At 60.5% G+C, this 17,461-nt stretch carries 22 protein-coding genes; 9 read left to right on the forward strand and 13 right to left on the reverse strand.

The genetic code is table 11. The features are described from left to right. Window positions 1–61: 61 nt before the first annotated feature. Window positions 62–2,509, reverse strand: a complete 2,448-nt coding sequence (locus ACQY1J_RS16015) for a putative monovalent cation/H+ antiporter subunit A (protein ID WP_430250298.1) — start codon at window positions 2,507–2,509, stop codon at window positions 62–64. 173 nt (window positions 2,510–2,682) lie between these two features. Here ACQY1J_RS16015 and msrB point away from each other — a divergent pair, with 173 nt between their 5' ends. Continuing rightward, a complete protein-coding gene (gene msrB, locus ACQY1J_RS16020) occupies window positions 2,683–3,093 on the forward strand; it encodes a peptide-methionine (R)-S-oxide reductase MsrB (RefSeq protein WP_430250299.1) in 411 nt (136 codons plus the stop codon). 76 nt (window positions 3,094–3,169) lie between these two features. On the opposite strand, the gene ACQY1J_RS16025 is transcribed toward msrB, so the two are convergent. The 4 genes from ACQY1J_RS16025 to trhA form a co-directional block, all read right to left on the reverse strand. Then, entirely contained in the window at window positions 3,170–4,054 is an 885-nt protein-coding gene (locus ACQY1J_RS16025; RefSeq protein ID WP_430250300.1) for an aldose 1-epimerase family protein, read from the reverse strand. 69 nt (window positions 4,055–4,123) lie between these two features. Beyond that, a complete protein-coding gene (locus ACQY1J_RS16030) occupies window positions 4,124–4,534 on the reverse strand; it encodes a (R)-mandelonitrile lyase (RefSeq protein WP_092661642.1) in 411 nt (136 codons plus the stop codon). A gap of 95 nt (window positions 4,535–4,629) precedes the next feature. Next, window positions 4,630–5,130 (reverse strand): GNAT family N-acetyltransferase, encoded by a 501-nt coding sequence (locus ACQY1J_RS16035; protein WP_062453490.1) that lies wholly within the window; start codon window positions 5,128–5,130, stop codon window positions 4,630–4,632. A gap of 89 nt (window positions 5,131–5,219) precedes the next feature. Continuing rightward, window positions 5,220–5,885 carry a PAQR family membrane homeostasis protein TrhA gene (trhA, locus tag ACQY1J_RS16040; protein ID WP_062453491.1) on the reverse strand — a complete coding sequence of 222 codons (666 nt, stop codon included), beginning with the start codon at window positions 5,883–5,885 and terminating at the stop codon, window positions 5,220–5,222. A gap of 320 nt (window positions 5,886–6,205) precedes the next feature. On the opposite strand from trhA, the gene ACQY1J_RS16045 reads away from it, so the two are divergent. Next, a complete protein-coding gene (locus ACQY1J_RS16045) occupies window positions 6,206–7,069 on the forward strand; it encodes a VOC family protein (protein ID WP_430250301.1) in 864 nt (287 codons plus the stop codon). 104 nt (window positions 7,070–7,173) lie between these two features. After that, window positions 7,174–8,346 carry an AI-2E family transporter gene (locus ACQY1J_RS16050; RefSeq protein ID WP_174195839.1) on the forward strand — a complete coding sequence of 391 codons (1,173 nt, stop codon included), beginning with the start codon at window positions 7,174–7,176 and terminating at the stop codon, window positions 8,344–8,346. A gap of 23 nt (window positions 8,347–8,369) precedes the next feature. Here ACQY1J_RS16050 and ACQY1J_RS16055 read toward each other — a convergent pair whose 3' ends face one another. Beyond that, entirely contained in the window at window positions 8,370–8,777 is a 408-nt protein-coding gene (locus ACQY1J_RS16055; RefSeq protein WP_430250302.1) for a DUF930 domain-containing protein, read from the reverse strand. A 145-nt stretch (window positions 8,778–8,922) separates the two neighbouring features. On the opposite strand from ACQY1J_RS16055, the gene ACQY1J_RS16060 reads away from it, so the two are divergent. From ACQY1J_RS16060 to ACQY1J_RS16075, 4 genes are all read left to right on the forward strand, one after another. Further along, on the forward strand, window positions 8,923–9,054 hold the full coding sequence (locus tag ACQY1J_RS16060; RefSeq protein ID WP_430250303.1) for a hypothetical protein: 132 nt from the start codon (window positions 8,923–8,925) through the stop codon (window positions 9,052–9,054). A gap of 98 nt (window positions 9,055–9,152) precedes the next feature. Then, complete coding sequence (locus ACQY1J_RS16065; protein ID WP_430251967.1) at window positions 9,153–11,243, forward strand: S9 family peptidase; 2,091 nt, start codon at window positions 9,153–9,155, stop codon at window positions 11,241–11,243. A 298-nt stretch (window positions 11,244–11,541) separates the two neighbouring features. Continuing rightward, window positions 11,542–11,817 (forward strand): hypothetical protein, encoded by a 276-nt coding sequence (locus ACQY1J_RS16070; protein WP_062579631.1) that lies wholly within the window; start codon window positions 11,542–11,544, stop codon window positions 11,815–11,817. Between the two features lie 156 nt (window positions 11,818–11,973). Further along, complete coding sequence (locus tag ACQY1J_RS16075; protein ID WP_430250304.1) at window positions 11,974–12,390, forward strand: MerR family transcriptional regulator; 417 nt, start codon at window positions 11,974–11,976, stop codon at window positions 12,388–12,390. A gap of 4 nt (window positions 12,391–12,394) precedes the next feature. On the opposite strand, the gene ACQY1J_RS16080 is transcribed toward ACQY1J_RS16075, so the two are convergent. Together ACQY1J_RS16080 and ACQY1J_RS16085 are read right to left on the reverse strand one after the other, a co-directional pair. Beyond that, entirely contained in the window at window positions 12,395–12,712 is a 318-nt protein-coding gene (locus ACQY1J_RS16080; protein ID WP_430250305.1) for a type II toxin-antitoxin system RelE/ParE family toxin, read from the reverse strand. A 5-nt stretch (window positions 12,713–12,717) separates the two neighbouring features. Continuing rightward, window positions 12,718–13,005, reverse strand: coding sequence for a type II toxin-antitoxin system ParD family antitoxin (locus ACQY1J_RS16085; RefSeq protein ID WP_184654763.1), 288 nt, complete (start codon window positions 13,003–13,005; stop codon window positions 12,718–12,720). 182 nt (window positions 13,006–13,187) lie between these two features. Between ACQY1J_RS16085 and ACQY1J_RS16090 the strand changes: the two genes are divergently transcribed. Continuing rightward, window positions 13,188–13,769: a GNAT family N-acetyltransferase gene (locus tag ACQY1J_RS16090; RefSeq protein WP_082476155.1), complete on the forward strand. Its 582-nt coding sequence runs from the start codon at window positions 13,188–13,190 to the stop codon at window positions 13,767–13,769. A gap of 67 nt (window positions 13,770–13,836) precedes the next feature. Here ACQY1J_RS16090 and ACQY1J_RS16095 read toward each other — a convergent pair whose 3' ends face one another. The 5 genes from ACQY1J_RS16095 to ACQY1J_RS16115 all read right to left on the reverse strand — a co-directional run bounded on the left by ACQY1J_RS16095 (window position 13,837) and on the right by ACQY1J_RS16115 (window position 16,864). Continuing rightward, the gene (locus tag ACQY1J_RS16095) at window positions 13,837–14,205 is read right to left on the reverse strand and encodes a type II toxin-antitoxin system PemK/MazF family toxin (protein WP_113165201.1); all 369 of its coding nucleotides are present in this window, start codon (window positions 14,203–14,205) and stop codon (window positions 13,837–13,839) included. After that, window positions 14,202–14,468: an AbrB/MazE/SpoVT family DNA-binding domain-containing protein gene (locus tag ACQY1J_RS16100; protein WP_092661629.1), complete on the reverse strand. Its 267-nt coding sequence runs from the start codon at window positions 14,466–14,468 to the stop codon at window positions 14,202–14,204. The genes ACQY1J_RS16095 and ACQY1J_RS16100 overlap by 4 nt, the downstream gene beginning before the upstream one ends. A 61-nt stretch (window positions 14,469–14,529) precedes the next feature. Then, entirely contained in the window at window positions 14,530–15,444 is a 915-nt protein-coding gene (locus tag ACQY1J_RS16105; RefSeq protein WP_430250306.1) for a c-type cytochrome, read from the reverse strand. Window positions 15,445–15,521: 77 nt separating this feature from the next. Further along, window positions 15,522–15,959: a c-type cytochrome gene (locus ACQY1J_RS16110; protein ID WP_062579617.1), complete on the reverse strand. Its 438-nt coding sequence runs from the start codon at window positions 15,957–15,959 to the stop codon at window positions 15,522–15,524. Between the two features lie 302 nt (window positions 15,960–16,261). Continuing rightward, window positions 16,262–16,864, reverse strand: coding sequence for a superoxide dismutase (locus tag ACQY1J_RS16115; protein WP_113111233.1), 603 nt, complete (start codon window positions 16,862–16,864; stop codon window positions 16,262–16,264). Window positions 16,865–17,054: 190 nt separating this feature from the next. Between ACQY1J_RS16115 and ACQY1J_RS16120 the strand changes: the two genes are divergently transcribed. Beyond that, window positions 17,055–17,378, forward strand: coding sequence for a hypothetical protein (locus ACQY1J_RS16120; protein ID WP_192086857.1), 324 nt, complete (start codon window positions 17,055–17,057; stop codon window positions 17,376–17,378). Window positions 17,379–17,461: the final 83 nt, after the last annotated feature.

The raw sequence follows: 17,461 nt of genomic DNA on the forward strand, positions 1-17,461 counted from the left end.
GGCTGGGTTCCTGTGACAAGCACAGGAATGAGGGACGTTCGGGGAAGTGTCCGGGCTTTGATCATCGGTCTGGTCTCCCGGTCGATGGTTTGGCCTGCGGGGCTTTGGTGGTTGGGGCTTTGGCCGCTGTCTTTCCAATGGGGATAGCTGTCGCCGTCCGTTTCGCACCCCCTGCCCCAAGTTCGGTCTTCGTCCCCGCCCGGACCCGGACGAGCGCCAGAACCGAGAGCCCGGTGATCATGACGACGGCGATTTCGCCCAGCGTGTCAACGCCGCGGAAGTCGACGATGATGACGTTCACGACGTTGGCGCCGTGGGCGATGACCTTGGAATAGGCGTTGAAGAAATCCGTCAGCGCGTTGTCGAACGGCGTCTCCACGGATTTCAGCAGCAGCAGCGTAAAGCCGGTGCCGCAGGCGAGCGCTATCGTGCCGTCGAACAGGCGCTGGAGGAGCGGCCGGTGATCGGACGGCGTCAGACGGAGGCGCGTCATGACCAGCGCCAGAATGACGACCGAGAGCGTTTCGACCATGAACTGGGTGAACGACAGATCCGGCGCGCCAAACAGGAGGAAGAGAACGGCGATGGCAAAGCCCTGGATGCCGAGCGCGACGATTGCCGTCAGCCGGTCGGCCGCGCGCAGCACCGCCGCAACACCGATCACGGCAATGCCGAGAAACACCCATTCGTGCAGGGCAACGGTCTGCGGGAACGCCGGCATGGCCGGGAATTCGTTGAACAGGAAGGGCGGCACCAGCAGGGTAAGCGCCAAAAGGATGAAGGTGGCGGTGACATAGATTTCCAGCCGGCCGGGCTGGAGAATGCGGGTCAAGACGACTGACAGGCGGATCAGGCCTTGAACGGCATGGTCGAAACCGCGATCGGGCCCGGGACCGAGCGCATCGAACAGTCTTCGCATCAACCCGCGTGCCGTCTCCAACTGCCACAGGACCAGACCCGCAAGAATCAGGGTGAGGGCCGAGAGGAGAAGCGGCAGGCCGAGATGCGGCACGGTGGAGATGTCGATGACCGTGTTTTCATGCAGCACGGCGCTTGCCATGGGCGTCGAAAAATACTGGTGCGCGGTGCCTGAGAAAATGCCCGCGAAAAGTCCGAGCAGCGCGAGAACGACGGGGCCGAGCCACAGGCCCCATGGCCCTTCATGGACGGGCCCAAGATCCGGGCGGTTTGGACCGAGAAAAGGCTTGAAACCGATCGCCAGCGCCAGCGCTCCCATCAGCGCGTTGCCGATGACGGCGAGGCAGAGAAAGAAGATCGCTCGCGGATTGCCGTCGACGAGCGCCAGATAGATCTCTTCCTTGGCGAGAAATCCGAAGAACAGCGGCAGGCCGGCCATGGAGAGGGCCGCAAGCGCTGCCGCTGCAAAGGTGACGGGCATCGCCTTGCGCAGGCCGCCGAGTTTCGAGATCTCGCGCGTGCCCGTCTCGTGGTCGATGGCGCCGGCCACCATGAACAGCGCGCCTTTGAACAGCGAATGGGCGATGAGATAAAGCACCGCGGCCTCGATCGCATGGTCGGAGCCGAACCCGGTCAGCATCACCATGAGGCCGAGCGAGGCCATCGTCGTGTAGGCGAGCATCATCTTGAGGTCGGTCTGCCTCAACCCGAGAAGCGCGCCGGAGATCAGCGTGATGCCGCCGAAGAAGGGAAGCAGGATTTCCCAGGCGGGCGTATCGCCGAGAACCGGCTGAAGCCGCATCAGGAGATAGACGCCGGCCTTTACCATGGTTGCGGAATGCAGGTAGGCCGAGACGGGCGTCGGCGCCTGCATGGCGTTGGGCAGCCAGAAATGGAACGGAAACTGAGCCGACTTGGTAAAGCAGCCGGCGAGAACCAGAAGAAGGATGGCGAAATACTGGGGGCTGGCGCTGAGCGGTAGGCCCGAATGCAGAAGCAGCGACAGCTGGGTGATGCCGGTGACGTTCCAGAGGAGAACAAGGCCGGCAAGAAGCGCCAACCCGCCGCCGCCGGTGACGACCAGCGCCTGCAGCGCAGCCCTTCGTGCCTCTGCCCGGTCGTGATCGAAGCCGATCAGCAGGAAGGAGGCGATCGAGGTCAGTTCCCAATAGACGAACAGCATGAGAAAACTGTCGGAGACGACCAATCCCAGCATGGCACCCATAAAGAACAGGATGAAGGCGAGGAAGCGGCCCTGCTGTGGGTGGCCCTTCATGTAGGCGCCAGAATACAGCACGATCAGCGTGCCGATGCCGGTGATCAGCAGCGCGAAGGTGAGCGACAGGCCGTCGAGAAACCAGGAGAAGGACAGGTTGAAACTCGGCACCCAGACATAGCCGCCCGTGGCAGATTCTCCGGCGGCAATTTCCGGAAGGAAGCTCAGGAAATGCAGGCATGCCAAGGCGGGTGCGAGTGCGAGAACAAGCGCTGCGCGATGGCCCATCAGGCGCGAGAGCATGGGGGCAAGAAGTGCTGCAAGAAACGGCAGCATGAGTGCCGCGAAGGTCAATGCCGGCGTGGTGGCGGCCATGGTCCCCTCCCGTTGAGTATCCTCGCAAATCCCTGCCGAGCGGCAGCGCCCCACGGTTTCTAAGGGAAACCCGTCTGTCCCTCAAGCATTGACGGGCAAGAAACACGGCACCGTGACCTTTATCGACAGGCTGAACGCACCTATCTATGGCTTACAATGAAAGGATGGTTCAGATGTCCGACGTCATCACCAAGAAAGTCCAGAAGACAGATGCAGAATGGCGCGAAGAGCTGACGCCCGAGCAGTATCAGATCTTGCGCCAGGCGGGCACGGAGCGTCCCTTTACCGGGCCGTACTGGAACGCCAAGGATAAAGGCATCTACAGCTGCGCCGGTTGCGGCACGGATCTGTTCGTGTCGGATACCAAGTTCGACAGCGGCTGCGGCTGGCCGAGCTACTTCGAGGCCGTCAGCCCCGATGCGGTGACCGAAATGCGTGATACCACGCACGGCATGGTGCGCACCGAAGTCCGCTGCGCCACCTGCAACGGCCATCTCGGCCACGTCTTCCCAGACGGCCCGCCACCGACCGGCCTGCGCTACTGCATCAACGGCCACTCGATGAATTTCCGCCCGGCAGATTAGTCAGCGGGACGGATGTCACCAAAGTACCGACTTGAAATTGACAGCGGCCCCATCCGGGCCGCTGTTTTCGTTTGGCTTACCCCGGCAACTCGACCGTGAACGCAAATCGCGCGGTTTGCCCTGCGGGCAGCATGACGGTGTAGGGACGCGATTCGAGATCGGCACTGGTCCCGTTCTGGGCGGCCGTTCCGTGCCAGGGCTCGATGCAGAGGAAAGGGCCGTTGAGCTTTTGCCAGAGCGCGAGGTTTGGCAGGTTGTCGAAGGAAAATTTCAGCTCCGGGCCGCCTTCCGCCGCATAGGTCAGACCCGTTCCGGCACCTTCTGCAAAGATCATTGCGTCTTCATCGAACATGTCGTGCGACAGCGTCAGCTTGCCGGACGTGAACGGCGAGGCAAGTGGGGTCGGGTCGATCAGCCCGCCGGACAGGCGCGTCATCGCCGGTTCGCCACCGTTGTCGAGCACGATCGTATGGGCCTGGCCTTCTCCACCCGGCAGCGGCCAGAGGAAGGCGGTGTGGAAACCGAGGCCGAACGGCATGGGCCGGTCGCTGCGGTTTTCCACCTCCGCCGAAATCGTGAGTTTCGAACCATCGATCGAATGGGTGACGGCGAGGCGGAAATCGAACGGGTAGACGCTGCGGGTGGTATCGGATGATGCAAGCTCGAAGCGGCAGCTGGTCTCGTCGGAGGCGGCGAGCGCGAAGGTCGAGCGGCGGGCAAAACCGTGCTGCGCCATCGGATAGGGTTTGCCTTCGATTACCACGGTATCGGAGGGCGCCTTGCCGACGATCGGGAAGAGGATCGGCGAGCGGCCGGCCCAGAAGGCGGCGTCGCCGTTCCAGAGAAAGTTGCGGCCATCCGCCGTCTTCAGCGACTGCATTTCCGCACCGAGGGGTGAGATTTCAACGGAGATACGATCGTTGGCGATACGGGTCATAGTATCATCTGATGCAGCGGACATGCGGCTCTCCTGGCAAATTTCAGGCTTGAGGCGCAGGATTGCCTACCCTGCGCGTCGGTTAGATGACGATCAGACGGTTTCCGGGGGAATCGCATATTGATCGTCGCTGACCGCCTCCATCCAGTCGGCGGTCTTGCCGTCGAGCGCTTCCCCGATGGCAATATGGGTCATGGCCGTCTGCGACGATGCGCCGTGCCAGTGCTTTTCGCCCGGCGAAAACCAGACGACATCACCGGCGCGGATTACCCGGACCGGGCCACCCCAGGTCTGGGTGAGGCCGGAACCCGAGGTGACAACCAGCGTCTGGCCGAGCGGATGGGTGTGCCAGTTGGTGCGGGCGCCGGGTTCGAACGTGACCGATGCTGCAACGACGCGGGCCGGTGCCGGTGCGGAATTCAGTGGATCGAGGCGGACTGTGCCGGTGAAATACTCTGCCGGCTGCTTCTTGGAGGCCTGCGAGCCAACACGCTTGATATCCATGGAAAGATCCTTCGTCGTCATGCGATTGATGCGAATGCGATGTCAGCCAGCATATAGGCCGTTCGGACGGAAGTGCCATGAGAAAGCGAAGGACGTCAGCCCGCGACCCTGAGCTCCATGCAGGCAAGATCGAGCCAGCGGCCGAACTTGATGCCGACTTCGGAAAACGTGCCGGTCAGGCGGAACCCGAGCCTTTCATGCAGACGGATGGAGGCGGCGTTGCCCGCTTCGACGCAGGCGATCATCACATGAATGCCATTCGACGCGGCGCGGGTTATCAGCTCGCGCATCAGAAGACGGCCGATGCCCTCGCCGCGGGCCTCGCGGTGCACATAGACGGAATGTTCCACCGTATGCCTGAATCCCTCGAAGGCGCGCCAGTCGCCGTAGGATGCGTAGCCTTTGACGACCCCGTCCTCGTCGGCGACCAGAACAGGAAAGCCCCTTGCCCGGCGTGCAGCAAACCAGTCGCGACGGTTGGCGAGATCGACCAGCGTCTCGTTCCAGATCGCCGTCGTATTGGCGACGGCGTCGTTATAGATCTCGAGGATCGCCGGCAGGTCGGCTTCGGTGGCATCGCGGATCAAAGGGGGCACTGGCTATCGTCCATTATAGTGATTGCCCGTCCACTTTATCAGACGGCCGCAGTGTGTAAAGCGGGCTGGCGTCTTGTGGACACGATCGGTCAGGCGCTGGCCGACAGGCTGAAGCAGGTCATGACTGCACTGTAGTGGACGGCAGCCGCCGCGACGACGAAAGAGTGCCAGATGGCATTCTGGAAGCGCAGTCTTTCCCACACGTGGAAGATGACGCCGAGCGAATAGATCAGGCCGCCGATAACAATCAGCAATGCGGAGATCGGCGGCAGATAGGCCGAGACAGGTTCGGCAACCATCAACCCGCTCCAGCCCATGGCCAGATAGAGAAGGATGGTCAGCCGGTCGAACCGGCCGGGGAAAAAGCATTTGATCAGGATACCGAAAATCGCTGTGGCCCAGATCGCGATCAGCATCCCGAAGATCCACGGGTCGGAGGCGCCGCGCTGGAGGAATGGCGTATAGGTGGCGGCGATCAGGATGAAGATCGCCGAATGGTCAAACCGCCGCAGCAGCCACTTGGTCGGCGAGTGCGGCCATATATTGTAGGTAAACGAGATCGACAGGCAAAGGATCAGCCCGATCCCGTAAATCCAGGCGGCAACGATCTCGCCATGGCTCGACCACATGGTGGCGTAAAAGATCAGGGCCGTGGCGCCGATCAGGGCGAAGACCAGTCCGATGCCATGGACAATCCCATCCGCGACGATCTCGTGAAAATCGTAGTTTCTGCCAAATTTGAAGAGATCGCTCATTACCCACCTTCCATACCGGTGCCAAGAATGGGGCCGAGCGGAAAGCTTGGCAAGACTGCGCGATTCACAATAAATTTCCGATGGTTTCAACTCTTGGTCATGAGCCCAAAACTCTGGCTGCACGAGCCGGTTCCGGATGGTGCGGGAACGGCGGCAATCAAGCCTGTACGGCTAGAGGTGGCCGCCCCAGCGTCAATAAATCGAGAACAATCTATCGCCGAACTGCTCACTATCGTGAACGATCGATGGCGCGCATAACTGTGGAAAGATTGGCATGGCGCGTCGTCATTTCGATCCCGTTGAAAGCTGGAGGACAGATTATGACAGAACAGAAGCAGCCGTTTGCACTCAGCCGCCCGCTGCATGTCGGGCGGGCGCATCTCGTCGTCAACGATCTTGCTCGCGTCTCCGGTTTCTACCAGAAAATCATCGGGCTTTCGGTGCTTGAAAAGACGCCGAGCGGTGAGGTTCTGGGCGTCGCCGGCGTGCCGCTTCTGACGCTGACGACGGGCGGCAACGTGGCCCGCGCGCCGCGCAATGCGGCCGGCCTCTTTCACACGGCCTTTCTGGTGCCCGGTCGCCTTGAGCTTGCCCAATGGCTGGCCCATGCAGCGCATAACAATATCCAGCTCGAAGGCGCATCGGATCATCTGGTGAGCGAGGCGCTCTATCTTTCCGATCCCGAAGGCAACGGCATCGAGATCTACCGCGATCGCACGCCTACGGAATGGACCTACCATCAGGACGGCACCGTGGCGATGGCGACCGACCGGCTGAACCTTCAGGAGCTTTATAACAGTGCGCCCCAGGCGGCATTTGCCGGAATGGCTGAGGGTACTGCGCTCGGTCATATCCATCTTCAGGTCGGCGACATTCCGCAGGCGGACGCCTTTTACCGCGACGTGCTGGGCCTGAAGATCATGGCGCGGTATCCCGGTGCGAGCTTTTTCGCGACTGGCGACTATCATCACCATATCGCTGCCAACGTTTGGAACAGCCGCGGCGCCACGACCCGGCTTGAAAACATGACCGGGCTTTCCGATTACACCGTGAAGTTCAACGATCAGTCGGCCCTGGCGAATGCTCTTTCCGCACTGGAAAAGCACGAAATCGCGACAACCAAAACCGCCGAGGGCTGGGCTCTCAGAGACCCGTGGGGCATCGGCCTGACGCTTGCTGCGTAACGCGCGCTGAATTCCTGATCGTTGCGATCGTAAACCTGAGCAGTATTCCGGAACCGGAACACTGTTTTTGCGTTGATCGCGACAACGAGGACATCAGACAATTCATGGCCATGACGAGCACGCGCGCAGCCAATCCTAAAAAACGGCTGATCGACTTTGCCGCCAACCGGTCTGCGCATCGCAAGGATGCCGTCATTTCCGGCCTGGAGAGCGAAGACGCCGATGAGAGCCTCGTGCTGGGGCGCGAGGCGCTGGAAGTCGCCAAGGCCTGGGCCGTGATCGGCATCTTTGCGATCGTGTTCTTCGCCATCGTCCACATGATGTCGCTGGTGCTTATCCCTGTCACGCTTGCCGTCGTCGTCGGACTGATTCTCGGTCTGGTGGCGGACAAGCTTGGCCGCCTGGGCGTACCCAAATTCGGCATTGCAATCATCCTCTCCAGCGCTGTGTTCGCCGCGGTCTTTCTGGTCGTCAACGCGCTGGCCGAACCGTTTGCGATGATGATCCAGGAAGGTCCGAGCTTTCTGCAACGCATGATCGACCGGATGATGCCATTTCTGCAGCGCCAGGAATGGCTGAACATCTCGCCGGCCACGTTTGAAACCGGGCCGATGTCGATGCAGGCACTGTTGGAGAATTCCGGCAACATCCTCAGCGTCGTTACCGCCAATCTGACGCCGGCCGTCGTGCAGGGCATGATCTTCTTTGCGGCGCTGCTTCTGTTTCTCTACGGCAGGCTCAGACTTCGCCGTACCCTCATCCTCGCCTTCCCGCGGCGTCACCAGAGGCTGATTGCGATTCGTGTGCTGAACGCAATCGATCAGGTTCTCGGCTATTATTTTGCGACTGCGAGCGTGCTCTATCTCGGTCTTGGCGTCGTGATGATCGCAATCGCCTATTTCGGCGGCCTCAGCATGCCGCTTCTCTGGGGTCTGTTCGCATTCCTGTCGAGCTTCATCCCGTTTCTCGGGATCACGATCATGACCCTCGCGGTTGCAGCAGGTGGCATCATCACGCATGACACCCTTCTCCTTGGACTGCTGCCCGCGATCGTGTTCTTCTCGGTGCACTTGCTGATGGAAAACCTGATCTTCCCCGCGATCATGGGTCGGCAGTGGGAGATCAATCCCTTTGTCGTGTTCGTCGCCATCCTGTTCTGGACATGGATGTGGGGTGCCGTCGGCGCCATGCTGGCGCTGCCCCTGTCGCTGATCATGATGACCGTACTGTCGGAACTGTTTCCAGAAAAGAAGACCGTTCCGCATCTGCCGGGCTAAAGCCCGGCGATGTCGGCGACCCGTCAGTCGTAAAGGTAGTACTTGTCCCATTCCTCGCGCGGGATCTTCGACCCGACCTTGTAGTCGAAGGCGGTGACACTGAGCCCTTCAGCGTTGGTCTCGCACTTGAATCTCAGCTTGAACCAGTCACCGCCGCTGCGGAACGCTGCGCCGGTTGCCTTGAGGCCGTTGTCGTTCCCGACCGGGTCTGAAAACGTGTATGCAATCACCTTGTCGGGGCGGAAGTCGCCTTCCTTGCGCAGGCGATCCATCGCCTCGAGATCGCAGCGCTGTTCAACTCTTTCTTCCGGTGCAAGGGCGTTCAGCTGGCGAACAATGCGGCCGTCGAGCGCGTGGGCAGGCAGGGTGGAGGCGGCGCAAATCAAGAGAGCGCCTGTCATGGATGCCCGGGCGGGCAGCAGTATCGTCATGGAATCCTATCCAAAGTGACTCGGACGGGGCGGAAACTAAAAGACGGATTCGTCGTTGACCACCTACCAGAGCGGGAATTATCCTGGCGCATATTCTTTAGGTGGTCGGGACCGGAATCGGCATCATGCAAAGCGGACTGAACAGATGACAGCCGAACTGGCGATGGTATTCCTGATGAGTGGCAACGGGCTATCATTGGTCGTCGCCTTCATATTCTGGCAGCAGCACCGTGACCTCGCACCTCTCGCCAAGTCCCGCGAGCCTGAGAAGAAGTAGGCTCACGCGGCTTGCCCGCTTGCCTCATGGTCCGGCCGCCCCTATCTCTGGCACTCCTTTCATGACTTCGGAGTGCTTCCTTGGCCCCCTCCCCGAAAATGCCGTTCGAAAATCTGCCCACGCCTCCGGTCGCGGCGAAGAAGCCGGTGACGGATACCCGTCATGGCATCACCCGCAAAGACGACTATGCCTGGTTCCGGGCCGACAACTGGCAGCAGATGTTCAAGGATCCGTCGATCCTCGATCCTGAGATCCGCACCCATCTGGAGGGCGAGAACGCCTATATGGAAGCGGCGATGGGCGACACGGCTCCATTGCAGAAGACGCTGTTTGCCGAAATGCGCGGTCGCATCAAGGAAGACGATTCCTCCGTGCCGATGAAGGACGGACCGTTTGCCTACGGATCGCTGTTCGTCACCGGCGGCGAGCAGCCAAAGTATTTCCGCACCCCGCGCGACGGCGGCGATCAGACGATCCTGCTTGACGGCGACAAGGAAGCGACGGGCAAGGACTATTTCCGTCTGGCCGGCATCGACCATGCGACGGATCATTCCAAGGGCATCTGGGGTTACGACGACAAGGGTTCGGAATATTTTACCCTGCGGGTTCGCGATCTCTCGACCGGCGAGGACATGTCAGACCTCCTGGAAAACACCGCCGGTGGCGGCGTCTGGGCGCCTGATGGCAAGAGCTTCTTCTATACGCTGCAGGACGAGAACCACCGCCCCTCCAAGGTCTTCCACCACATTCTCGGCACGCCGCAGTCGGATGACCGGCTGGTGTTTGAGGAAAAGGATCCGGGCTTCTTCATGGGCGTCGGCGGATCACTGCTGGACGACGTGATCTATATCGACATCCACGACCACGAAACCTCGGAATACCGCCTCATCCCGACGTCCGACCTTAACGCCGAGCCGAAGCTGGTGGCGGCGCGCGAAGAGGGCATCGAGTATTCGATGACCGAAGGCGGCGATGTCTTCTACATCCTGACCAATGACGGCGATGCCAAGGACTTCAAGATCGTCGAGGCGCCGTTTGCGGCACCGGGCAAGGAAAACTGGAAAGAGATCGTACCGCACGAGCCCGGCCGGCTGATCATTTCGCACATGGCCTATGAGCAGCACCTGATCTGGCTGCAGCGCAACCAGGGTCTGCCGGAGATCATCATCCGCGACCGCCGGACCGGCGAGGAACATTCGATCGCCTTTGCCGAAGAAGCCTATTCGCTGGGGCTTTCCGGCGCTGCCGAATATGACAGCACCGTCATCCGCTTTTCCTATTCGTCGATGACGACGCCGACCCAGCTCTACGACTACGATATGGTGAGCCGGACGCGCACGCTTTTGAAGACGCAGGAGATCCCCTCCGGCCACAATGCCGCAGATTACGTGACCCGCCGCGTGATGGCCCCGTCCCATAACGGCGAGCTGGTGCCCGTGTCGCTGCTCTACCGCAAGGACACGCCGCTCGACGGCACCGCGCCCTGCCTGCTCTACGGCTACGGTGCCTATGGGATGACCATCCCCGCATCGTTCTCCACCAACAACCTGTCACTGGCGGATCGTGGCTTCATCTATGCCATCGCCCATATCCGCGGCGGCAAGGACAAGGGTTTTGCCTGGTACGAAGACGGCAAGATGGAAGCCAAGGAAAACACGTTCAAGGATTTCATCGCCGCTGCCGACCACCTCGTGGCCGAGGGCTTCACGTCCTATGAGAACATCATTGCCGAAGGAGGTTCGGCCGGCGGTATGCTGATGGGCGCGATCGCCAACATGGCGCCGGAAAAGTTCGCGGGCATTATCGCGGCCGTTCCGTTCGTCGATGTGCTCAACACCATGCTCGACGATACGCTGCCGCTGACGCCGCCGGAATGGCCGGAATGGGGCAACCCGATCGAGAGCCTGGAAGAGTACCAGTGGATCGCGGCATACAGCCCTTACGACAACGTGGGTGCAAAACCCTATCCGCCGATCCTTGCGATTTCCGGCCTCACCGATCCACGCGTGACCTACTGGGAACCGACCAAGTGGGTGGCGAAGCTTCGCGAATTCTCGACCGGCTCGGCACCGATCCTGCTCAAGACCAACATGGCTGCCGGCCATGGCGGAAAGTCGGGGCGTTTCCAGCGTCTGGAAGAGATCGCCTTCGAATATGCATTCGCGATCAAGGTGGCCGGGAAAGCCTGACCGGGCGGATCGCCGCAGAATCGGTCACCTCGAATGACAATCGCCGCAGCGCCTCGATCGGGTGCTGCGGCTTTTTTTGTGGGAAAAATCGTTTTGGATATGCGGAAACGCGCATATGCCCTGGCGGCGTTCGGTTTTCCCGTCAGATCGCTGATTTTTCGACAGAAATGGCGGCGGTGCGAATACGTCCCAGGAGCGCTGTCAAGCCCCAAAACCGGCCGGATATCTCCCGGCGCAAGCTTCGCGCAAGCTTCAGGCGTTAACTCTTGCTTAACCCAAGCGAGATCGAGGCGGTGCCATGAAGATCGATAGTGGCCTCAGCGGCTACAACTACCCCCAGCGGGCGGTCGACATCGATCGCAAGCAGGACGAAACCCAGCAGCGCGACACACCTGCGTCTACCCGTTCCAGCGGTTCGCTGACCGGCAGCAGCACACTGTTTGCAAGCTCGCTGGTGAGCGCCCTGTGGGCCCTCGATGCCGGCGACGACAGCGCTTCGACCTTTGCCACAAGCGGCGCGACCGCTCCCGTGCAGCAGGCCTGGGTTCAGGACATCTACCAGGAATTCTCCTGATCAACGTCTGATCGATCATGGCCCGTCACCGCGGTGACAATCCCCGTTCAGGGTTAACATTCCCTGAAGGCGCCCTTCAAGCCAACACGCTGATCCTTGTACCTGTGGCAAATGCGTCCTATCTCAACCTCCAGACATTAGAGGTTTGAGCCTGCCATGCTATCGATCGGCGATCTTTCCAAAAGAACCGGCGTCAAGGTGCCCACCATCCGCTATTACGAGCAGATGGGCCTGCTTGCCGCCGCCACGCGATCTGACGGGAACCAGCGGCGCTACGAGCGCAGCGATCTCGATCGGCTGGCCTTCATCCGTCACGCCCGCGATCTCGGCCTCGACATATCCGCGATCCGTGAGCTGATCGCGCTCGGTTCGCATCCGCAACAGCCCTGCGGCGATATCGATCGGATTGCCGCAGAGCACCTTTCCGGCGTGCGCGAAAAGATCGCCAAGCTGAAGAAGCTTGAGGAGGAACTCGAGCGCATCGTGTCCCACTGCGACGGCAACCACGCGATCAAGGACTGTTACGTGATCCGGTCACTCTCGGATCACGGGCTTTGCGAGGGGGAGCATTGAGGGGTTAGAGGCGGTTGCGCAGTATGTCATCGCTCACCAGAAGGCCACTGAAGAAGAGACCGAGGATGATCACCTCGGAAGAGCGGACGACAAAGGCTATGCTGACACTGCGCCGATAGCCGATGATACGGATGCCCGGGACCTCGCTCTCGCGCAATGTTCCTCGCTCCGGAAAATCAGCGAGACCATTGAGAAAAGCACGCAGTTTCGTCACATAGGTCCAGGCGACGGTCGGGCCGGCACGGTCAGCGACGTAATCGTAGAACTCTGCAACTTCACGCTCGGCTTCCGGATGCAAGATGATCGCATACCGGTTCCCCATGGACCTTATCGGCCTTCGTCGGCAGATTTCGCTTCGGCGGCAAGGCGGGCGCGGTGCCTGTCTTCCAGACGCGAGAAAGCATCGTCAATCGAAACGCCCTCTGCCCTGCCCTCGATCAGCTCGTCATACCGGCCCGGAATTTCATTCCGGAGCCATTCCTCCAAGGGCTGCTCGTTGCTTGCAAGCATCTGGAGACCGGCATCAATGACCTCATCGGCATTCTCGAAGCGGCCGGACTCGATCTGTTTTCTGATGAAACGCTCTGCGTCCTTGCTCAACGCGATGTTCTTCATCACGGCCCTCGCTTTCAAGACAGCACTGACTGTAGCACTCCTCTCGCCACCGAGACAGTCATCAACACCCGCTTGACAAGCATTTTATTCCGGCGCAGAAAGTTGTCATGATGATTACGTGCACCACCACCGCCGCAACGTATTTTTGGGCCTACCTGTAAAGGGCGGCTCGACAGTTCATCATGTCAACAAGCCGCCGTCAGGCGGCTTGGTTGTTTCTAAGGGCACCTGACGGCACGACGAGACCGAAAAGGAATGCCGGAATGCCCCCGATTTCGATCGAAGACAGCGAGATCTCACTGCCGCGCCCGGCCGTGGTGACGATCCGCGCCGCCAAACGCCACGATCTGCCGCAGTTGAAAGAGATGATCGCAGCCCTTGCCGCGCATCACAACGATCTGGCCGACATTACACCCGAAATGCTGGAACGCGACCTGTTCGGCGACCTGCCCTGGATCACCGCACTGGTTGCGGATGCGGGCGACGCCCTGATCGGCTACGCCATTCTCGTGCCGCTCTACCGCGCGCAGGAGGGAAGCCGCGGCATGGACCTGCACCACCTGTTCGTGCGCGACGGTCACCGTGGCCACGGCATCGGCCAGCATCTCGTCTCGCGCGCCCGCGACATGGCCCGCAATGCAGGCTGCGGCTATCTCTCGGTCAGCGCCGCCACCGGCAACTTTGCCGCCCACAAGTTCTACGAACAGATGGATTTCAAGCCACGCCCGGTGACGGGCATGCGGTATATGCAGACGTTGGTGTGAGGCTGGGACACGGCAATACCGTCCGAATGAGCGGGACAGACCATACTGTCAGTGCAGCGCAACCACGTTATTCCGACGCGGGATCGATCGCGCTGACCACACGAGCGACGATGTCATCCATCGTCGCCTCGTCCAATGTCTCGATGTATTTCGCGGTCTTGGCCAGTATTCTGGCCGGTATATCGAAGCTGCGAACCTGATTACAGACGGCGATCCCCGTCGTATCGTGGCCGGTGACAACGACGGCCAGACCGACGTCCCGGGTCAAGGCGCCACCGGTGGTGATCGGCACCGTCATGCTGACTCCCAATGCGTTGATCGCCCGCGGGGTGATCACGACGAACCGATGCCTGTTCTTCATCTCCCGGCCCGCGACAGGGTTGGGATCGATCCAGAAAACATCGCCGCGATTGGGGACGTTGCTGCGGACCATCATGAAATTTCGTGCCCGACGGGGTCTCCCTCCATCACCCAGGCCATGTCCGCATTCAGGCTGGAGACGACCTCGCCGCCTTCGAGCAACTCGCTAAGCTTATAGCGCCGCTGGGTCTTTCTGATCGGCTTTACGACGAGTTCACCGTCGTGCATTTCCAGCGACAGCTGATCGCCGACCTGCAGTTCCATCGTCTTGAGAATGGCAGGCGGAATTGTCACGACGGCTGCCCCGCCCTGCCGCCTGATCTTGGTAATGATGGTCATGTCTCACCTCGTATGTGCTATAAATATAGCACAACAACGTCGTGCGGCAAGCACGCCAGCCTCACCTAGCCGGCACCGCCTTCAGATAGGCGGCGATGGCCTGCAGGTCGCTTTTCGGCAGATGCGCGATGTTCTTCTGAACCTCCACCATGGATCCGCCGACGCTGTCGAAATCGGGGGTAAAGCCGGTCGAGAGGTATTCGGTGATCTCGTCCTCGCTCCAGCCGCCGATATCCTTGGAGCCGGGGGTAATGTTGGGAATGCTGCCCTGCCCTTCCGGGTTGGGGCCGCCGGCCAGCCACTGTCCTTTTTCGAAGCCACCGAGCGCGTTGCGGGGCGTATGGCACTCGCCGCAATGGCCGGGACCTTCGACCAGGAACTGGCCGCGTTTGACCTTATCATCGGCGGAAGCGAGTTCGACGCGTGGGCCGTCGTCGAAATAGAGGAGTTTCCAGACGCCGACCGCGAGCCGCTGGTTGAACGGAAAGCCCAATTCGTGCGGCGGCGCGACATTGCTGCTGGGCGGCAGGGTCTTCATGTAGCCGTAGAGGTCATTGACGTCGGCTGCCGACAGGCGCGCGTAGGAGCCGTAGGGAAAGGACGGGTAGAGATGCTCGCCACCCGGGCCGACGCCCCTCGTCATCGCATCGCCGAATTGCGCGAGCGTCCAGGAACCGACGCCGGCCTTGGGATCCGGCGAGATGTTGGGGACGTGGAAGGTGCCGAACGGGCTTCTGAGCGCCAGTCCGCCGGACAGGATCTTTGCGGCGTCGCCTTCTGCACCTTCTGCCGCGTGACAGCCAGCACAGCCGCCCGCCCAGAACAGTTGCTCGCCCTTGGCAAGATCGGGCTGACCGACGCTCGACCAATATCCGGCGTCATGCGGCTGGGGCTTTGTTAGCGCCCAGGCCGCAACGGCGCCGGCGGCGACAACGACCACTCCGATGCCCATGATTTTTGCCCATCTTGCGGCCATCGCCCGATCCTTCTCCGACATCAACGCGGAACGGAACGGCTGCCTTTGCGACAGCCGTTCAAGCATGTAGGCGTGCGCTACTTCTTCAGGCGGTAGGTCTCGTGGCAGGAGCCGCAATTGGCGCCGAGCGTCCCAACGGCCTTCTGGACGCCTGCGGCATCGGTCGGCATCGAAGCGAGGATCATGTCGGCATCGGAGGCAAGCTTGTTCGCTTTGGCGCGGAAATCGGCTTCGTTCTTCCAGATCGCCGGCGATGCTTCCGAATTGGCTTCGGATCCGACAGGGAACTGGTCCGGGAAGGCCTTCATATTGGTGCTGATCGTGGTCAGCGCGGTCTTGATGGCATCGGCGTCGTAGGGTTTGTCGCCTTTGGCGATGTTGCGCATGGCTGCCGTGGAGGCGGCCACCTGCTTCATCATCTGTTCGCGCTTCTCGACCACCGCATCCTGCGCAAGGACAGCGGTGAAGCCGAGACAGAGTGCCGCGGTCGTCATGGCGATAGTTCTGAATTTCATTTCCGGCTCCGATCCCTAAAACGATGTGATGTCTGCGTCTCACATCATCAACGCATTCGCGTAATGATGATGGCAAGCTTACATGACCGAAAGAAGTCACGATTTCGTAATTTAGCGCTCGATTCTAGAAGTCGTCAAACCCAAGGCAAAGTCATGTTTTTCAAGCGCTTCAGATCGGCCGCGCGTGGGCGGACAGCGGCGCCTGACGATAGCCAGGCTTGATCAGACTTCGGGTGAACAGAAACGAAAACACCCGGCGCCTTGCGGCACCGGGTGTCTGGGAAATCAGCAATGAACTGCGCTTACTTGGACGCGGCTTCGTAGCGTTCCAGCACGTAATCCCAGTTGATCAGGCTATCGACGAACGCCTCGAGATACTTCGGGCGGGCGTTGCGATAGTCGATGTAATAGGAATGTTCCCAGACGTCGACGCCGAGGATCGGCTCTGCGCCGTGAACCAGCGGGTTTTCGCCGTTCGGGGTCTTGGAGATGACGAGCTTGCCATCCTTGACCGAAAGCCAGGCCCAGCCGGAGCCAAACTGCGTGGTGCCGGCTGCGATGAAATCAGCCTTGAACTTGTCGTAGCCGCCGAGATCGGATGCGATCGCGGTTTCGAGCTTGCCCGGCAGCTTGTTTCCGCCGCCATCCTTCTTCATCCACTTCCAGAAATGGACGTGGTTGTAATGCTGGGCAGCATTGTTGAAGAGGCCCTGGTTGGTGCCGAAGGACTTCTTGACGACGTCTTCGACCGACAGCTCAGCCATGCCGGCTTCTGCCGCCAGCTTGTTGCCGTTGTCGACATAGGCCTTGTGGTGCTTGTCGTGGTGGTATTCCAGCGTTTCCTTCGACATGAAGGGCGCAAGGGCTTCGTAATCGTATGGAAGTTCGGGAAGTTCGAAAGCCATTGGTATACTCCTTTTGGCAAACACCGTGGGTGAAGGTCGTGCTGGAACATAGGAGCGCGATGGGGAAGAGGCAACGGTGAACCTTCCAAAAACAACCGCTCAATCGACAAGAAATTGCTGAATTTTCCAAGCATTAGCGAGAGGAATCAATCGCTTTCGCACCGAATGCAGAAACCGGAGAAAATTGACGATGAAAAACTTTGTGGCACCGATCCTCCTCGTTTGCGCAACCGGCGCCGTGACGGCCCAGGCCGCTTCCGACGATGCGTGGACGACGTTTCAGGCTGACGTCGGCAAGGCTTGCGTGGCGGCTTCGAAAGACCTGATCGAGAACGGAAGGGCCGTGGTCGATCCGTTCGGAAGCCAGTCCTATGGGCTTGCGGTCGTCACCGGCAAAGCCAAAGGCGCCAAGGTCAGGATCAGCACGATCTGCGCCTACGACAAGAAGACCAAAAAGGCCGAAGTGGGTGGCGAGATCTCCGCCGACATGCTGAGGGCAAAACCTGGCAAGTAACATCCGCGACCGCGCGGGCGGCAGCGTTTGGGAACTTTTCCACCACGGCAGACTTTTCCGGGCATGAAACACTGCCGGGAGGG

Origin of the sequence: Neorhizobium sp. DAR64860/K0K1 (assembly GCF_050500205.1) — a bacterium.
In the GTDB taxonomy this organism is placed as follows: Bacteria; Pseudomonadota; Alphaproteobacteria; order Rhizobiales; family Rhizobiaceae; genus Neorhizobium; species Neorhizobium soli.

What these genes read in the sequence shown, in the direction of transcription:
- msrB (WP_430250299.1), top strand. Translation starts at nt 2,683, where the DNA reads ATGTCCGACGTCATCACCAAGAAAGTCCAGAAGACAGATGCAGAATGG.
- ACQY1J_RS16060 (WP_430250303.1), top strand. Translation starts at nt 8,923, where the DNA reads ATGACAGCCGAACTGGCGATGGTATTCCTGATGAGTGGCAACGGGCTA.
- ACQY1J_RS16070 (WP_062579631.1), top strand. Translation starts at nt 11,542, where the DNA reads ATGAAGATCGATAGTGGCCTCAGCGGCTACAACTACCCCCAGCGGGCG.
- ACQY1J_RS16030 (WP_092661642.1), bottom strand. Translation starts at nt 4,534, where the DNA reads ATGGATATCAAGCGTGTTGGCTCGCAGGCCTCCAAGAAGCAGCCGGCA.
- ACQY1J_RS16105 (WP_430250306.1), bottom strand. Translation starts at nt 15,444, where the DNA reads ATGGCCGCAAGATGGGCAAAAATCATGGGCATCGGAGTGGTCGTTGTC.
- ACQY1J_RS16015 (WP_430250298.1), bottom strand. Translation starts at nt 2,509, where the DNA reads ATGGCCGCCACCACGCCGGCATTGACCTTCGCGGCACTCATGCTGCCG.
- ACQY1J_RS16055 (WP_430250302.1), bottom strand. Translation starts at nt 8,777, where the DNA reads ATGACGATACTGCTGCCCGCCCGGGCATCCATGACAGGCGCTCTCTTG.
- ACQY1J_RS16050 (WP_174195839.1), top strand. Translation starts at nt 7,174, where the DNA reads ATGGCCATGACGAGCACGCGCGCAGCCAATCCTAAAAAACGGCTGATC.
- ACQY1J_RS16065 (WP_430251967.1), top strand. Translation starts at nt 9,153, where the DNA reads ATGCCGTTCGAAAATCTGCCCACGCCTCCGGTCGCGGCGAAGAAGCCG.
- ACQY1J_RS16090 (WP_082476155.1), top strand. Translation starts at nt 13,188, where the DNA reads ATGTCAACAAGCCGCCGTCAGGCGGCTTGGTTGTTTCTAAGGGCACCT.
- ACQY1J_RS16025 (WP_430250300.1), bottom strand. Translation starts at nt 4,054, where the DNA reads ATGTCCGCTGCATCAGATGATACTATGACCCGTATCGCCAACGATCGT.
- ACQY1J_RS16085 (WP_184654763.1), bottom strand. Translation starts at nt 13,005, where the DNA reads ATGAAGAACATCGCGTTGAGCAAGGACGCAGAGCGTTTCATCAGAAAA.
- ACQY1J_RS16095 (WP_113165201.1), bottom strand. Translation starts at nt 14,205, where the DNA reads ATGATGGTCCGCAGCAACGTCCCCAATCGCGGCGATGTTTTCTGGATC.
- ACQY1J_RS16120 (WP_192086857.1), top strand. Translation starts at nt 17,055, where the DNA reads ATGAAAAACTTTGTGGCACCGATCCTCCTCGTTTGCGCAACCGGCGCC.
- ACQY1J_RS16080 (WP_430250305.1), bottom strand. Translation starts at nt 12,712, where the DNA reads ATGGGGAACCGGTATGCGATCATCTTGCATCCGGAAGCCGAGCGTGAA.
- ACQY1J_RS16075 (WP_430250304.1), top strand. Translation starts at nt 11,974, where the DNA reads ATGCTATCGATCGGCGATCTTTCCAAAAGAACCGGCGTCAAGGTGCCC.
- ACQY1J_RS16110 (WP_062579617.1), bottom strand. Translation starts at nt 15,959, where the DNA reads ATGAAATTCAGAACTATCGCCATGACGACCGCGGCACTCTGTCTCGGC.
- trhA (WP_062453491.1), bottom strand. Translation starts at nt 5,885, where the DNA reads ATGAGCGATCTCTTCAAATTTGGCAGAAACTACGATTTTCACGAGATC.
- ACQY1J_RS16115 (WP_113111233.1), bottom strand. Translation starts at nt 16,864, where the DNA reads ATGGCTTTCGAACTTCCCGAACTTCCATACGATTACGAAGCCCTTGCG.
- ACQY1J_RS16100 (WP_092661629.1), bottom strand. Translation starts at nt 14,468, where the DNA reads ATGACCATCATTACCAAGATCAGGCGGCAGGGCGGGGCAGCCGTCGTG.
- ACQY1J_RS16045 (WP_430250301.1), top strand. Translation starts at nt 6,206, where the DNA reads ATGACAGAACAGAAGCAGCCGTTTGCACTCAGCCGCCCGCTGCATGTC.